Annotated in this window: 20 protein-coding genes and 1 pseudogene; 2 read left to right on the top strand and 19 right to left on the bottom strand. The window is 35.0% G+C overall.

The window, feature by feature from the left end; genetic code table 11:
• Positions 1 to 2: 2 nt before the first annotated feature.
• From FGF67_RS14450 to FGF67_RS14365, 19 genes and pseudogenes are all read right to left on the bottom strand, one after another.
• Positions 3 to 1,670 carry a formate--tetrahydrofolate ligase gene (locus tag FGF67_RS14450; RefSeq protein ID WP_139698471.1) on the bottom strand — a complete coding sequence of 556 codons (1,668 nt, stop codon included), beginning with the start codon at positions 1,668 to 1,670 and terminating at the stop codon, positions 3 to 5.
• Positions 1,671 to 1,789: 119 nt separating this feature from the next.
• The gene (locus FGF67_RS14445; protein ID WP_139698470.1) at positions 1,790 to 3,097 is read right to left on the bottom strand and encodes a cryptochrome/photolyase family protein; all 1,308 of its coding nucleotides are present in this window, start codon (positions 3,095 to 3,097) and stop codon (positions 1,790 to 1,792) included.
• Complete coding sequence (locus FGF67_RS14440; protein WP_139698469.1) at positions 3,097 to 3,564, bottom strand: SRPBCC family protein; 468 nt, start codon at positions 3,562 to 3,564, stop codon at positions 3,097 to 3,099. Before FGF67_RS14440 ends, FGF67_RS14445 begins: the two co-directional genes overlap by 1 nt.
• Positions 3,565 to 3,566: 2 nt before the next feature.
• Positions 3,567 to 4,025 (bottom strand): TspO/MBR family protein, encoded by a 459-nt coding sequence (locus tag FGF67_RS14435; protein WP_139698468.1) that lies wholly within the window; start codon positions 4,023 to 4,025, stop codon positions 3,567 to 3,569.
• Entirely contained in the window at positions 4,012 to 4,188 is a 177-nt protein-coding gene (locus FGF67_RS14430) for a Lacal_2735 family protein (RefSeq protein ID WP_139698467.1), read from the bottom strand. Before FGF67_RS14430 ends, FGF67_RS14435 begins: the two co-directional genes overlap by 14 nt.
• A 6-nt stretch (positions 4,189 to 4,194) precedes the next feature.
• Entirely contained in the window at positions 4,195 to 4,731 is a 537-nt protein-coding gene (locus tag FGF67_RS14425) for a glutathione peroxidase (protein WP_139698466.1), read from the bottom strand.
• Positions 4,732 to 4,735: 4 nt separating this feature from the next.
• Entirely contained in the window at positions 4,736 to 5,419 is a 684-nt protein-coding gene (locus FGF67_RS14420; protein ID WP_139698465.1) for an SDR family NAD(P)-dependent oxidoreductase, read from the bottom strand.
• Between the two features lie 23 nt (positions 5,420 to 5,442).
• Positions 5,443 to 5,658: a hypothetical protein gene (locus FGF67_RS14415; protein ID WP_139698464.1), complete on the bottom strand. Its 216-nt coding sequence runs from the start codon at positions 5,656 to 5,658 to the stop codon at positions 5,443 to 5,445.
• A 159-nt stretch (positions 5,659 to 5,817) separates the two neighbouring features.
• Positions 5,818 to 6,036 carry a hypothetical protein gene (locus FGF67_RS14410; protein WP_139698463.1) on the bottom strand — a complete coding sequence of 73 codons (219 nt, stop codon included), beginning with the start codon at positions 6,034 to 6,036 and terminating at the stop codon, positions 5,818 to 5,820.
• A gap of 4 nt (positions 6,037 to 6,040) precedes the next feature.
• Positions 6,041 to 6,736: a GTP cyclohydrolase I FolE gene (folE, locus tag FGF67_RS14405; RefSeq protein ID WP_139698462.1), complete on the bottom strand. Its 696-nt coding sequence runs from the start codon at positions 6,734 to 6,736 to the stop codon at positions 6,041 to 6,043.
• 43 nt (positions 6,737 to 6,779) lie between these two features.
• Positions 6,780 to 7,045, bottom strand: a pseudogene (locus tag FGF67_RS17560) (TIGR03643 family protein).
• A complete protein-coding gene (locus FGF67_RS14395) occupies positions 7,042 to 7,470 on the bottom strand; it encodes a hypothetical protein (RefSeq protein WP_139698461.1) in 429 nt (142 codons plus the stop codon). The pseudogene FGF67_RS17560 and the gene FGF67_RS14395 overlap by 4 nt, the downstream one beginning before the upstream one ends.
• 112 nt (positions 7,471 to 7,582) lie before the next feature.
• Positions 7,583 to 7,747 (bottom strand): hypothetical protein, encoded by a 165-nt coding sequence (locus FGF67_RS17275; protein ID WP_199240697.1) that lies wholly within the window; start codon positions 7,745 to 7,747, stop codon positions 7,583 to 7,585.
• On the bottom strand, positions 7,713 to 7,841 hold the full coding sequence (locus tag FGF67_RS14390; RefSeq protein ID WP_139698460.1) for a DUF2256 domain-containing protein: 129 nt from the start codon (positions 7,839 to 7,841) through the stop codon (positions 7,713 to 7,715). Before FGF67_RS14390 ends, FGF67_RS17275 begins: the two co-directional genes overlap by 35 nt.
• Before the next feature lies 1 nt (position 7,842).
• The gene (locus FGF67_RS14385) at positions 7,843 to 9,267 is read right to left on the bottom strand and encodes an SDR family oxidoreductase (RefSeq protein WP_139698459.1); all 1,425 of its coding nucleotides are present in this window, start codon (positions 9,265 to 9,267) and stop codon (positions 7,843 to 7,845) included.
• On the bottom strand, positions 9,264 to 9,896 hold the full coding sequence (locus FGF67_RS14380) for a flavin reductase family protein (RefSeq protein WP_139698458.1): 633 nt from the start codon (positions 9,894 to 9,896) through the stop codon (positions 9,264 to 9,266). The genes FGF67_RS14385 and FGF67_RS14380 overlap by 4 nt, the downstream gene beginning before the upstream one ends.
• Positions 9,893 to 11,206 carry an ABC1 kinase family protein gene (locus tag FGF67_RS14375; RefSeq protein ID WP_139698457.1) on the bottom strand — a complete coding sequence of 438 codons (1,314 nt, stop codon included), beginning with the start codon at positions 11,204 to 11,206 and terminating at the stop codon, positions 9,893 to 9,895. Before FGF67_RS14375 ends, FGF67_RS14380 begins: the two co-directional genes overlap by 4 nt.
• A gap of 12 nt (positions 11,207 to 11,218) precedes the next feature.
• Entirely contained in the window at positions 11,219 to 11,875 is a 657-nt protein-coding gene (locus FGF67_RS14370) for a TetR family transcriptional regulator C-terminal domain-containing protein (RefSeq protein WP_139698456.1), read from the bottom strand.
• An 84-nt stretch (positions 11,876 to 11,959) separates the two neighbouring features.
• Positions 11,960 to 12,616 carry an MIP/aquaporin family protein gene (locus tag FGF67_RS14365; RefSeq protein ID WP_139698455.1) on the bottom strand — a complete coding sequence of 219 codons (657 nt, stop codon included), beginning with the start codon at positions 12,614 to 12,616 and terminating at the stop codon, positions 11,960 to 11,962.
• Between the two features lie 204 nt (positions 12,617 to 12,820).
• Here FGF67_RS14365 and FGF67_RS14360 point away from each other — a divergent pair, with 204 nt between their 5' ends.
• A complete protein-coding gene (locus FGF67_RS14360) occupies positions 12,821 to 13,672 on the top strand; it encodes a DUF2911 domain-containing protein (protein ID WP_139698454.1) in 852 nt (283 codons plus the stop codon).
• A 149-nt stretch (positions 13,673 to 13,821) separates the two neighbouring features.
• A complete protein-coding gene (locus FGF67_RS14355; protein ID WP_139698453.1) occupies positions 13,822 to 15,804 on the top strand; it encodes a helix-turn-helix domain-containing protein in 1,983 nt (660 codons plus the stop codon).
• Positions 15,805 to 15,950: the final 146 nt, after the last annotated feature.

Here is a 15,950-nt window from a genome sequence, read left to right as displayed (position 1 = left end):
TATTAGAATAACCCCGTAATTTCACCGGCATCATTAATATCAATACCTTCAGATGAAGGATGAACTGGGAGTCCGGGCATACGCATAATGTCGCCAGTAATGGGAATTAGAAATCCTGCACCAGCTGCTATTTCAATCTCTCTTACGGTGATTATAAAATCTTTTGGGCGCCCTAATAATTTCGGGTTATCTGATAGAGACTTTTGCGTTTTAGCAATGCACACCGGTAAATCATTTAACCCTAAGGCCGATATTTGGTTCAATTGAGTCTTAGCTTTTGAGCTGTAATCAACATGTTCAGCTCCATAAATTTCAGTAGCAATCGTTTCAATTTTAGCCTTTACATCTGCTTTCCAATTATAGAGTGGTTTAAAATTAGACGCTTTTGATTCTACGATATCAATAACATGTTTTGCAAGTTCAATTGCGCCCTTTCCACCTTCTGCCCATACATTAGCTAAGGCTACTTTTATGTCTTTAAGTTGAGCAAAAGCTTTAATAAGTTCAATTTCGTCGTCACTGTCAGATGTAAAGCGGTTAATCGCAATAACAGGTAGTACGTTAAACTTTGTGATGTTTTCCAGATGTTTTTCAAGATTAGGTAATCCCTTTTTTAAAGCCTTTAAATCAGGAGTTGTAAGCGATTTTAAATCTGAACCACCATGATATTTTAGAGCTCTTATGGTTGTAGTTAAAACTACAGCTTTTGGGTTTAGGCCTGCACTTTGGCATTTGATGTCAAAAAACTTTTCTGCGCCTAAATCAAATCCAAATCCAGCTTCTGTAACCGTATATTCTGAGTGCGACATACCCATTAAAGTACCTAATACCGTATTGGTGCCTTGGGCAATATTAGCAAAGGGACCACCGTGTATTATAGCAGGATTCCCTTCAATGGTTTGCACTAAGTTGGGTTTTATAGCATCTTTGAGTAATACAGCCATAGCACCTTCTGCCTTTAAATCTCTCGCAAAAACGGGAACTTTATCATAAGTATAACCAATAAAAATATGGCCCAATCGGTTTTTTAAATCTGTCAAGCTTTCAGCTAAGCAGAGTATGGCCATGATTTCAGAAGCCGCTGTAATGTCAAACCCTGTTTCTCTTGGAACTCCAGAACTTGTGCCTCCTAACCCCACAATAACATGCCTTAAAGCACGATCATTTAAGTCTACTACACGTTTCCAACCTATGGTTCGTGGGTCAATTCGTAACGAGTTGGTTTTACTTTGAATATTATTATCTATAAGGGCTGATAATAAATTGTGCGCTTTTTCAATGGCAGCAAAATCACCAGTAAAATGAAGGTTAATATCTTCCATAGGTAACACCTGTGAATATCCTCCACCCGTGGCGCCACCTTTTATGCCAAAAACAGGACCTAAAGATGGCTCTCTTAATACCACGGTTGTTTTTTTATTGAGCTGATTTAGGGCTTCCGATAAGCCAATAGACATAGTGGTTTTACCTTCACCAGCGGGTGTGGGTGAAATGGCTGAAACTAAAATAAGATTGCTTTTATTGGCTTTTTCCCTGTCAATAGCGGTTAAGGGCAGTTTCGCTTTGTATTTGCCATACATTTCTATATCATCGGGGTCAATGCCAAATTTTTGGGATATGTTTGTTATGGGTTGAAGTGTTATGGTTTTTGCTATTTGTAAATCGGTCATATAAGTTGTTTTTATCTCTATCCTAAAAATATGAAATTTATAATCGATTACAGGTGATATATATCATACGTTAGTCATGGCCGCAAATATTATTTTATAACTCATTTATGTATATAGAATTAATTATTTAGAGCAACTTTATAAGTATTTAAACAACGTTCTCTAGCAAATTTATGGTCTACTATGGGGTTAGGGTAGGTTAGCTCATCAAACTCAGGAATCCATCGCTTAATGTATTTTAAATCTTTGTCAAATTTTTTGATTTGCGTTGTAGGATTGAAAATTCTAAAATAAGGGGCTGCATCAACACCGCAACCTGCTACCCATTGCCAGTTGCCTATGTTACTTGCCATCTCATAATCATGAAGTTTTTTAGCAAAATAAGCCTCTCCCCAACGCCAATCAATAAGCAGGTGTTTACATAAAAAACTGCCCACAAGCATGCGCACTCGGTTGTGCACAAAGCCCGTTTCATTTAATTCTCGCATCCCAGCGTCAACCAGCGGATATCCTGTTTTTCCTTCACACCATAACTTAAACTCATCGTTATTATTACGCCATACAATTCTATCATATTTAGGCTTAAAACTGTCGTGCGTTGTATTAGGAAAATGCCAAAGTATCTGCATGAAAAATTCACGCCAAATTAGCTCTTGCCAGAATATTTCATTCGTCTCAGATATGGCTTGTTTCATGGTTTTCCTGATGCTGATTGTACCAAAACGTAAGTGCGGACCAATTCTTGATGTGGCATGTTTCGCTGGAAAGTTTCTAAGCGCTTCATAGTTTTGAATTAAAGACGGATTCAATTCATAAGGAGCAATAGTTTGCGAGGATGGTTTAAATCCAATATCTTTTAACTCAATTGGTGCAGTTTCAATATTAGAAATAAGGTTATTAAGGTGATTTTTTGAAGGGAAGGGTTTTAAATTTACGTCCTTAAATTTGTTTTTCCATGCCTTCAAGTATGGGGTGTATACTAAATAGGGGGTTCCATCCGCTTTAGAAACTTCATTTTTTTCAAAGACTACCTGATCTTTAAAGCTTAGAAATGTGATGCGTTTCGATTTCAAAAATATTTTAATTTCTTCATCGCGTTGCTTAGCATAGGGTTCGTAATCATGATTGGTAAATACCGAGGCCACGTTGTAGTCTTTTACAATTTGCTTGTAAACATCTATGGGAGTACCATAAAATAGGTGAATCTGGCTATTCCATTTTGTTTTAAGTGTTTTGTTTAATGCATTTAGAGTGTCATATATAAAGGAAACCCTAGCGTCATCTTTTGGTAATTCATTTAAAATTTCAGAATCAAAAATAAATATAGGAAGCACTTTGTAATCTCCTATAAGTGCTTTATAAAAGCCGTGATTATCATCAAGCCTCAGGTCTCTCCTGAACCAAAAAATTGCTATAGTGTCTTTCATTATCTTTTGTAGGTTCCAAAGAGGGCTTCTAATTTTGCCATTCTGTAGTTAAAAATATTTTCAAGCTTGGGTTTCACTAAGAAGGGATGCACACATTGACCAAGCATTCCCATTGGCATTTTGTAATCAATAATATCTTCCATTTCAACACCGCCATCAATTTTCTTTATAAAATGCTTGTGATGCCATAAAGCGTAAGGGCCAAAACGCTGTTCATCTACAAAATATTCTCTGTTAATACAATGGGTAATCTCGGTTACCCATGTGGTTTTAATACCCAATACGGGGGTAACTATGTATTGAATGATTTGCCCTGCAAACATGGGTCTGTCTGCACCAGATAAGATATTGAATCCCATATAATCTGGGGTTATGATTTTTAGGTTTGCCGGATTTGAAAGAAATGTCCAAGCGTCATCAACAGAAATGGGCAATTTTTGCGTTTTGTGTAATCTGTAAATTTTCATGGTTAGTTGTGTATGTAAATATACATATTAAGTGAAGTAGCAATACAAAGCCAAATAAAGTACGGGGCAATGAATAGTGACTTGTATTTGAGCACATGAAAATATTTGAAAAGAAATATAGTTACTACTGCCGTTAACAGGGTTATTACAATTAATCCGGTACCTACTAGGTGTTGGTTGAAAAATACGTAGTTCCATATTACATTGAGTATAAACTGAATAGAAAACAAGAGAATAACTTTATGTTGTATGCTATCATATAGCCAGGCCATATATATGGAGAAGCAAATCATAATAATGGTCCAGGCTGCACCAAATACCCAACCGGGAGGCGTCCAAGACGCTTGATTCAGGTTTTTATACCAATCTGTTCGCGGGCCATTGGCCATTAGCAGGTTGCCTAGATACAAGGCTAAAAAATTTATAATTAAGAATACAACACTATATTTAAGCAACTTCATGTTTTAGTTTGTTTAATATTTTTGCAATCGCTTGTGCTTCGGCAAATTTTTTGTCACTTTCAGATCTATCTATTTGCGATAAGGCATGCCACTCCTGCATAAGTTGTTTGAACTTTTTTTCTAATTTTTGTTTTTTTGATTGTCTTTTTAAAAATCCGAACATAGCAATTTAATTTAGGTGTTTTAAAATTTTTGAACTATTAGGTTGGGTTATGGAGTAATAATAATCGATTAATTTCCCGTCTGGGCTTATCAAGTATTTTTGAAAATTCCAGCGTATCGAGGAAGATTTAACCTTATTATATTTTTTCTGGGTAAGCCATTGATACAAAGGGTGCTGGTTATTTCCTTTTACTTCAATTTTTTCGGTTATTAAGAACGAAACCCCGTAATTAACCGAGCAAAAGTTTTTTATATCTTCGGCATTTCCGGGCTCTTGACCACCAAATTGATTACAAGGCACGCCTATAATTTGTAATTTATCATTGTATTTGTTTTGCAAGTCTTGAAGCGCTTTATATTGCTTGGTAAAGCCGCATTGTGAAGCTACATTTACAAATAAAAGATATTTACCACGAAAGGTTTCTAAATGAACAGGCTGGCCATTCAGCGCGTTTATTTCAATATCATAAAGGTTAATCTCATTTGAAGCGTCATTAGATTGATTTCGATTTAGTTTTGGACGAAGTATAGCATTTAAACTCATAATATTATATTTTGAAACTTACAATACCGCAATCCATTTCAAAAACCTGACCTGAAATAGAATTCGCGTTTTCAGAAATTAAAAAAATTGCCATGTCTGCAACTTCTTCTGGTGATAGAAATTTTTTCAGAGGGTGTCTTTCTGTTATGTTTGCTATCATTTTTTCATTTCTTAAAAGCCTTGCAGCCAAATCTGTGTTAGTCACAGTAGGCGCTATGGCATTTATTCTTATAGATGGTGCTAATTCAGCCCCCAAAGATTTAACCAAGCCTTCAACCCCTCCTTTAGAAGCGGCAATACTGGCGTGGTAAGGCATACCTAATTTTGCGGCTACGGTGCTGAATAATAATATAGAGGGATTTTGCCCATCTTTTAAAAGGGGCAGATATTGTTGAATCGTTTTCACAGCCCCCAAAACGTTTATTTCAAAATCGTTCTTAAAGTCTTCTAAGCTTAATTTTGAAATGGGCTTAAGATTGATGCTTCCGGGGCAATAAATAAGCTGATCGGCATTATTAATTACAGGCAATTCATCATTGAGTATATCACACGTATGGTGTGTTAAATTGTGATGTGATTCAGCAGGTGCGGTTCTGCTGATGTTTATAACTTGATGAGTGCCAACAAGTTTGTTTAGAATGGCATTTCCAATGCCCTTACTACCACCTACAAGAATTACTGTTTTCATATGGTTTCAGGGCATTATTTTCGTTATGGCCTGCCCTTAAGCCTTTTCTCTATTTTTTGTTTTATCGCGGTTAAGCGTTTCATAAGATCCATGATTTCAGGATCTTTATTCTCTTTATAAATAGTGTTTAAACTAAGTATTAAGTCTTTAACTTCTCTAGAAGATTCAATGCGTTCGCTAGTTGTTTTAAAAGTGTGTTTGCGCTGCTCAAATTCTAAAGCACGTTCAATAAGCTCCATAGTGTTTGTTTAATCTTTATACCAATGTTTTATGTCGGAACAGAGATTGGTTCCTTTCATAATCGGACAATATAACAAAAACTATGTTATTATTAATTTTTACAATGTTTAATTAAGTAAAATTTAATACTTTAAAGAAAAAAAGAGGTCCCATTACCATTATAACAAACGCCCTTTTAATCGCTTTTCCACCTTGCGTTTTATTACTGTTAGCCTTTTCATGATGTCCATAATACGTTCGTCTTTTTTTTGTTTATAGATTTGGTTGAGGTCTAAAATCAAGGTTTTGGCTTCTCTTGATAGTTTTACGCGATCACTGGTTGAGAGTGATTTTGTCTTTCTTTGCTCAAACTCTAAAGCTCTGTTTATTACGTCCATAATTTTAATTATTTAAAAAGTTTTGTAATTCTCTAATTTTTTCAGGGCTTTTAAATTTTCCACTATAAAAGGCAGTAACCGTTGAAGATGTGTCATCTTTTATACCTCGTGATGAAACACACAGGTGTTTTGCATCTATTATTACAGCAATATCATTGGTGTTTAAAATATCTTGCAGATCTTTAGCTATTTGGTTGGTTAAACGTTCTTGAACCTGAGGTCGTTTGGCGTAATATTGCACCATTCTATTGAGCTTAGATAAGCCAATAACCTTACCCGACGAGATATATGCTACATGCGCTTTACCTATAATGGGAACAAAATGATGCTCGCAATTTGAATAAAACGAAATATTTTTTTCTACCAGCATTTGGTTATAGTTATATTTATTATCAAACAATGCAATTTTTGGTTTGTTTTTTGGATTTAAACCAGAAAAAATCTCATCAATATACATTTTGGCTACGCGTTCAGGAGTACCTTTCAAGGAATCGTCTGTCAGATCTAAGCCCATAACATCCATAATTTCTTGAAACAGTATGGCAATACGCTCTTTTTTTTCTGTATCGGAAATTTTGAAGGCATCTGCCTTTAAAGGAGTTTCAACACCAGTGTAAAGATGGTCATCTCCAATATCATCTATTGTAAAACCGTTTAATTTATGTCCGTTTTTTTTTGTTTTTAATGTTTCTAGTTCCATAGTTTCTTTTTGTGCTGTATTATTGATAGCTAATCAAAGCACCTTAGCGTTTTGATATTTTATTAATTGAAATATATCTTTGACGAGTACATTTAAAACACCCTAATTTAAAGTCTCGTTTTTTTGGTGTTTCGTTTTTCTATTCTGAACACGTTTTCTTCATAACTTAAAACTTGAAGGTTTTAATTCGGTACGCATCCGTTTTATGACCTCTTTTTCAGCCAACCCAAACTGAAAGGAGATGGCTTCAAATGGAGTGCAATCTTCCCAAGCCATTTCAATAATTCTATCTGTAGCCTGCTGAATCATAAATTTTGAAAATTATATTGTAAATCGTATTCAGTTTTTAAATCCATCAACTTGGTGAAAAACTTTTTATTCTCTTTAAAGGTTTTGTTATTCAAAAAATTAATAAACTTTCCTTGCGCATGAATGCTTGAACCATTGGTTTTGTAAATAACCAATTGAAAAAAGGGAATGGCCCAAGTGAAATTTTTCAGGCCTTTATTAATGTATATTAAAATGCCTTTTTTTCTTAATTCAATATTGGCATAATTGATATCGGCCACTTTATTTATGTATGGCTTTAGGTTCGGACTAACATCATTAATGATCATTCGTTTTGATCCTATACCACCTATTTTAATTGACTCAAAGAATGAAAAAGAATCACCGACCAGATCTTTTAAAATTTGCTTTTCTTCCTTATTGTAAAATGTTGAATTGAGTATCATACGTTTTCCATATTACTCAAAACTACAAAATGTTTAATAAATAATAAAAAAAATTAAACAAAATATGTAATAGCACTATTAGAAAAACTTATAATTTTGGATTAACCCTGTATTACTTGATACTTTTACTGTTGGTTACCGACCTATTTAAGGTGTGTTTTCTTAAATTCCAAAAGGTATTGCTAGCTGTTTTACGTGCCGCCTCTAAATCTATAATGGGAAAAGGGTAGTCATGACCTAGTTTAAATTGATAAAACGCTTGTTCCATTTTGGACATTTACATTAGACCAATTTTTATCCCATTTCTTTCGCCATGAAAACGGACGCTTGCAAGCTGGACAAATTTTTTGTGGTAAATGTTGTTTTCTCAAATCAAACAGCAACTAATTTATTAATCATACCATTAAAGATTAGACCATGAAATGGCAAGACTCCAAACCAGTATAATCTGCCCCATATACCTCGCGGCCTAAAGGTTGCTGTTTGCTTTAATACATTGTTTTCAATTTTAAATTCAAGCCAGGCTTCACCAGGCAAACGCATTTCAGCATATAATAGTAGTTTTTGTTGTGTTTTATCCGCAAAAATGACTCGCCAAAAATCAAGCGCATCACCAGCATCTAAATCTACTGGATTGGTTCTTCCTCGTCGTAAACCAATTCCGCCAAATGCCTTGTCTACATACCCTCTCATTCTCCATAAAATGTTACCGTAATACCAGCCTGTTTTTCCTCCAATCGCCCAAATTTTATCAAGAGTTTTTTCGGCATTATTTACAGGGAGCTCTTTGTAATCTTTGAAACAGCCAAATTTTGGCACATTAATGTATTTGTGAAGGTTTTTATTTAGTCTGCCACTACTCACGATAGAGTCTTTCCAGCTGGAGATAATACCATTTTGTTCTATTTTTTCAAACGCTAAGGCTACAGATTTTTTATAAGTTAGAGGCTTTATATTTAGTAGTTGATTAATGCTGCTGGGGTTGCCAATTATTTCTACGCCCATACTATCTACCAAGGCGGAGGCTAATTTGTAAGAGGTTGAGGTAACAAAATATAGCCAATACGATGATAATTTTGGAGTCATAACTGGGACGGTTAAAATGCGTCTTTTTAAATGCCTTACCTCGGCAAATTGTAAAAGCATTTGTTTGTAGGTCAGGGTTTCTGGTCCAAAAATATCATAGGCTTTATTATACAGTTCTTGATGGCCAGCCGCTCGATGTAAAAAATGAAGTACATCCCGAACAGCAATAGGTTGTGTTTTTGTATTGAGCCATTTAGGAGCAATCATAAAAGGGAGTTTTTCAACCAAATCTCTAATAATTTCAAAAGAGGAACTTCCAGAACCCACAATTATACCTGCCTTAAATGTTGTTAAGGCATATGTTTCAGACTTTAAAAGTTGTTCTACCTGTTGTCTTGAGCTAAGGTGTTCAGATAAATTATTATCGTTGGTAATACCACTTAAGTATATGACCTGTTTAACATCTGTTTGTTCTATATATGTTTTAAAATTTTTTGCACATTGGGCTTCTAAAGATTTAAAATCTCTTGAAGAGTTTGACATAGAATGAATGAGGTAATAGGCTACATCAATAGCATGAGGAATGTTTTTAAGAGTTTCTGGTTTTAAAAAGTCAACTTCTATGAAAAAAATATTTTCTTCGTCACTGTAATGTTTATCTGCACGCATGCGGTCTCTTATGGCACAAACCACTGTATGTCCATGGTGTAATAACATGGGGATAAGTCGCTTACCTATGTAGCCCGTGGCTCCTGTTACTAAAATAGTCATAACATTGAACTTAGTGCTTTGGGTCTTTGATAGCCAAAACGTTTGTTGCTCTTTGGAATGGCATAACCATCAAGACCGTTTATCGCTGCAATATTCCCTTCTGATAGGTTTACAAACCCATCTTCAGTAATTAGTCTATCTTCAACAAACAATCCTGTTATTTTACCTACAACTAGTATGGTGTTATTCGCTTTAATGGGATATTCTTCCACATACTGCATGGCCATTTGTACTGGACTGTATTTTACAAAAGGTGCAGAGTATCCTATTTTATATTCGGCTTGGAGATGGGTGACTTCAAATTCAGAAACATTGGCATCATATTTTGCAGAGGTATGGTGTGCCTCTTGTAGAACCCCTTCAAAAATGTGATTGATGGTGTATGAGCCTGTGGCTTTTATGTTTTCATAGGTGTTGCGTAACACAGTGGTTGGCCTGAGAAAAAAGCCTAGGAGTGCCGGGCTTGATCCTAAATGCGTTACTGAACTAAAAACAGCTACATTTTCAATATTATCTAAGGATTTTGTGCCAATAAGATTTGCCGATTTATAACCAGAACAACTGTTAATTAGGTTAATTCTGTATATATGGTTAAGCGCCTGTATATCTGAATCTGAAAAGAATGTCATTGTAAAGTGATGTAGTTATTGATTGTTATGTCATCTGCTTTCAAATCAAACATCAGGTTATACAAACCAAAGAAAGTTCGGTTGATGTAAATGAAATGTTTAGAACCTCTGTTACCATTCATCTTTTTTAAATTGGCACTTTTTGAATATCGTTCACCAAGTTGGACTATTTGAGAGAAAAAATCTTGGTCTGAAAAATCAAAAGTGTCTTTGTGAAAGGGCTGTGTAAATACGCTCAGCATATCATGAAACATGGTAGTGAAAAAAGCCTTTTCATCTTCAGAATCTTCTTCTTTTAAAATTTCTAATTCAAAAAGTTTTTGTTTGAAGTATCTCTTGTTTTCTAAGTTTTCTTTTTTTGCCAATTCAAAATAAGGGTTATAAAACGTGTTGGGTATTTGTTTCATACACCCAAAATCAAGAGCTATTAATTTACCGTCATTAGAAATGAGGAAGTTACCCGGATGCGGATCGGCATGTACTTTTTTAAGTTCATGAATTTGAAACATATAAAAATCCCATAGTGCTTGACCTAACAAGTTAGCCAATTCTTGATTTTTGTTACGCTTTGTAAATTCTGAAAGATGTTCACCATCCATAAAATCCATCGTTATTATACGCTCTGAAGAAAGCTCATCATAATAATTTGGAAACTCTAGATTAGGAATATGAGCACAAGCTTTAGAAATTTCTTTGCTTTGCGCTATTTCTAACAAATAATTTGTTTCTTCCGTTAATTTGTCTTCTACTTCTTGGAAATATTTATCAGAATCTTTACCCTTGATATTGAACATGCTTATTGCCACGGGTTTTACCATAGCCAAATCTGAAGCGATACTTTCTGCAACTCCTGGATATTGGATTTTCACAGCAAGTTTTCTCCCATATTTTTCTGCCTGATGCACCTGACCGATGCTTGCAGCGTTTACAGAAGTTGCATTGAAAGTATCAAATAGTTCATAAGGGGATTTTCCTAAATATTTTTTAAAAGTTTTGAAGACTAAAGGTGGCGATAAAGGAGGCACGGAAAACTGAGCTAATGAAAATTTTTCAACATAAGCTTGCGGTAATATACTTTTTTCCATGCTTAGCATTTGCGCTACTTTTAAAGCACTTCCCTTAAGTTGTTTCAAACCATTGTATATGTCATTGGCATTATTAGCATCCAGTCTGGATTTGGCAATAACATTATCGTTTACAAGCTTATCACCGTAATATTTTAAGTAATTCACACCAACTTTTGCTCCAGTTGAAACCAGTTTAGTGGCTCTTTGTATTTTGCTTGTGGGTATGGAATCTATGGTTTTCATGCAACAGGGGTTTTAATTCATGCTAAAGGTTTCTTTAAAAAGAAATTTACCTAAGTCCATCATACTTTCAAGGGGAGCAACGTTAAGAATATCAAAAGTGGTATTCACCGATTTCTCAATAAAAATGTCGGTTTTTTCAAAGGCATTAGAATGATCCTCTTTCCAGAATTTCATGGTAATAAGCAGTTGGATCCAAGCCGATTCTTTTAAGGTTCGCTGTTGCATACGCTCTAATTGTGCTTGTTTTATGTCTATCATTTGGATACCAAGTGATGCTACATATTGTATAAATACAAGTTTTAACCCCTTTAGCGCTGGTGCAAATTTTAAACTGTTGTCGTATTTTTTCAATACATAGAGTACAAAACTTCTATTCACTGATAAGATTTCAAAAAAAGTAAAGTAGAAAGCTAATAGCTTATTTCTGGCATCAAATGTTTGGTATTGTTCAGTTTGTTCCAAAACGGTCATACTGTTTTCAAAAAACGATGTGAATACTGCACTTTCTATGGCTTGAAAGGAGGCAAAATATTTGTAAAACTCGCTTTCGTCTGTATTATTCATTTTGGTGAACCCATACACAGACTTTGGATTCTCATTGTGTGTGAGCACAAAATCAATGTAAGCCGATAATAAATCATGTTTTGAGGGTGCTTTCTTCTTTGCCATAATTCTTTATTTATGGTAAAGATACAAAATGTTTAACAAAAAAAGAAAAAAGTTAAACAAAAATTTTTATTAATATTTTTGCGGTTAACAACAATTGTTGTCTTTTACCAGTTTGCAACTGGAAACTGCTGCTATAGCGCCAGAGATAGGAGCTAAAATATAGAGCCATAAATATTGAAAATTACCTGTAAAAAGGGCTGGAGCTAAGGAGCGAATGGGGTTCATAGAAGCTTTGGTCATGGGGCCTGCAAACATGGCTTCTAAAAGAATAACAGCACCAATGGCTATGCCGGCCATAGTACCTATTTCTTTACTTCCGGTAGATACGTTTATAATAACAACCATTAAAAAGAAGGTTAATATAAACTCTAAAATTGCTGCTTTGTAAGCAGGGAAATTATCGGCAGGCGTGGTTTCTCCTAAATATTGGCTTTGGGGAAACAGGAACCACAATAGTGCTATGGCGGCGATGGCGCCTATAGCTTGTGCTAAAATGTAAGGTGGTACTTTTTGCCAAGGAAATTTTTTAGCTACCGCAAAACTTATTGTTACTGCGGGGTTAAAATGGGCCCCTGAAATTTCTCCGAAGGCATAAATCATACCCATAACAATGAGTCCCCAAGTTGCCGCCACGCCCACATGCGATATGGCCCCATTTGTAATTTCGTTGATGGTCATGGCGCCACAGCCACAAAATATTAAACCGAAGGTACCTATGCTTTCTGAAATATACTGTTTCATTTTTTTGTCAGTTTACCGTTAAGGATTGAGGCCTGTGTTGGAGCTCCTTGAAAAGAGCTACTGCCGAAATCCTGACCGTTAGGGAACGCCTAAATAATCTAATGGCAAATATACAATGTCTTATTTTAAGCTTTTGTTAACAATAAACAGATTTAGGTTGTTTAATTTTAGATTTATAAAACCAATAATTTAATATCTTTCAAAATGAAAAAACTACTATTACTTTTTATGGCTTGTGCTTCTACTTACATGGTGTCTGCGCAAGTGAAAACACCGCAACCTAGTCCTTTTTCGAAATTGGAGCAGAAGGTTGGCTTGACTGATGTGACATTAGAATACTCTAGACCAAGTGTAAAAGATCGTAAAGTTTTTGGCGATTTAGTGCCGTTTGAAAAACTTTGGAGAACAGGAGCAAACAAGAATACTGTGATTACATTTAGTACAGACGCAACAGTTTTTGGATCTAAATTAAAAGCAGGATCATATGCGATATTTACAAAACCGGGTAAAACAGCCTGGGAAGTATATTTTTATGGAGATACAGAAAACTGGGGAACCCCTCAAAAATGGGATGATAGCAAAGTAATGGCCATGGGAGAAGTACCATCTCATCCGGTACCGTTTAACGTAGAAACCTTTACTTTAGATATCAATAATATTACAAATAGTAGTGCTACAATTGATTTGATTTGGGAAAAAACCTATTTGGGCATTCCTTTTACTGTGCCTACAGATGATGCGGTTTTAGCAAGTATTAATGATGCGTTAAATGGAACACCTACTGCTAATGATTATTTTTATTCAGCGTTATATTATCTTCAAGAGAGTAAAGATATAAATCAAGCTAAAGAGTGGGTTGATAAAGCGGTTGAGATGACTTCTGGTGAGCCAAAATTTTGGATTTTAAGACAACAGTCATTAATTCACGCTAAAGCAGGGGATACAGAGGGGGCTATTGCTGCTGCAAAGGCCTCATTAGAACATGCTGAAAAAGCAGGTAATGATGATTATGTAAAAATGAATAAGGACTCCTTAAAAGAGTGGGGGGCTATGTAATTTAGTGGTTTGCAAAACTATTTTAAGGCGCAATTCTTAGGATTGCGCCTTTTTATTTGTAAATGAAAAAGTTAGGTTTTATTTTAATTGTTTAAAAATAAGTATCTTAGTATGTGTAGATCACAATCAAACCAAATTATAATCAAAAAATGTCAGGTCCAGCATCCATCAAAGATTCTTTTGTTGAAAACATTATCAGGCTTATTGACGATAATTTAGGCAATGAACAGTTTGGCGTTAATGACTTAGCAAAAGCGCTTGGCGTGAGCAGATCGCAGCTTCATAGAAAATTAAATGCGGTTGTTGGTAAATCAACTACGCAGTTTATACGAGAGTATAGACTGGGTAAAGCTATGGATATGTTAAAGAATAATGAGGCCACGGCTTCAGAGATAGCCTATCGTGTGGGCTTTAGTAGCCCTACATATTTTAATTCAAGTTTTAAAGATTATTTTGGGTATCCGCCTGGTGAAGTAAAATACAGAAGTTCAATACCTACCGAGCATAATAATGAGTCACATGTTGGGATAAATGGCGTTAGCGCATCAAGTTATTCTGGAACATTTGCCCGGAACTATGGCAACGTGTTTTCAAAACTTAATATTCTTGTTGTTTTAATTCTATTGATTACAGTTAGTGCTTTATTCTATTTTTTCTTTAATATGCCCAAAGAAAACAGCCTAACATCTGTTGGAGCTTATGACCTCGGGCACACCGCAATAGCTGTTATGCCTTTTGAAAATTTAAGTAATGATGAGGAGAATCAATATTTTGTTGATGGCATGCGTGATGATATTATTAATCATCTTTCAAAAGTTAAAAGTATTGTAGTGAAATCAAGACAGTCGGCAGACCGCTATGGCAGTAGTGATTTGTCTGGTCTTGAAATAGGAAAAGCGCTCAATGTTGATTATATGATTGACGGGAGTGTGCAAAAAAATGGAGATAGAATAAAGGTTATTGTGCATCTCATCAATGCTAAAAACGATACCCATTTATGGTCTAAAGATTTTGATCGCCCCTTTGAAGATGTTTTTAATTTAGAAAAAGATATTTCAACACAAATAGCCTCAGAGTTGGATGTAGTGTTATCGCCTATTGAAATTCAGAAAATTGAAAAAATACCCACGAATAACAAAGAAGCTTATAATCTTTATCTAAAAGGAAAATACTTTACCTATTTAGAAATGGGCGAGTATAAAAACCCTGAAGAGAATTATGAGCTTTCGGAAAAGTATTTTAAAGAAAGTATTGAGAAAGATCCCACTTTCGTATTGTCTTATGCTGGTTTGGCAGAGTTGCTCTTGTGTAAGGGGTATCCATCGGTGTCAGAAGCAGATTATTTAAAAGCTAAGTATTATGCCGCTCAAGCCTTGCAATTAGATAGTAGTTTAGCAGAACCTCACCGTGTTATGGGGCTCATCAACATGGAGTATGAATGGGATTGGAAAGAGGCCGAAAAGGAACTCCTTAAAGCATTAGAGATTGACCCAACCAATGCCAGTGTAAATATTGAGTACGCCCGCTATTTGATACATGTAAAAGGCGATTTTAAAAAAGGGCGTGAGTTTATTGAAAGGGCTAAAAAACTGGCTCCAGTAGCCTATTTTATGTACATTGTGAGTGCTGAGGCCTATTTGTTAACAGGAGAATATACTTTGGCGCTTCAAGACGCTAATGAAACTATTGAAATTAACCCCGAAAACTTATGGGGCTATTGGATTAAGTTTTTAGTTTATGTTAATCAAGGAAAAAATGATTTAGCTATAAAACAATTGGTGTATAGTTGGGGGCTACTTCCCAATACGCGAGTTAATATAGACCCTATGTTGGCGGTTTATCAAAAGGATGGGATACCTGGCGTTTTTAAATGGATTAATTATCTAGATATTGAGTATGCTGAAGATGATAGAACATTTCATAACGCGTATTGGATTGCCGAAAAATTTGCTGTGTTAAATGACCGGGAAAATACCATGAAATGGCTACATATAGCTTACAACAAAAGAAACTCTCAATTATATTCTGTGAAATTTAATCACTTTTTTAAAGGCATGCGTACACATCCTGAGTTTATTGAATTTCTGAAAAAAATGAATTTAGGTGGTTATGAAAACCATCACATCATTTAAAATGCCGATTCACACTTCAAACAACATGATTTAAACGCTTTAAATAATGTTTGTCATACTTAAAATAAAACTTTAAAACTATTGCAACATTGCTGTTAAGTACTGTGCTTACTATTGTTTCATCTTTGTGTAAAGATTTTAATATT

It is taken from the genome of Allotamlana fucoidanivorans (genome assembly GCF_006265225.1).
GTDB lineage: Bacteria > Bacteroidota > Bacteroidia > Flavobacteriales > Flavobacteriaceae > Allotamlana > Allotamlana fucoidanivorans.
This window is presented reverse-complemented; position numbering and strand designations above follow the sequence as displayed.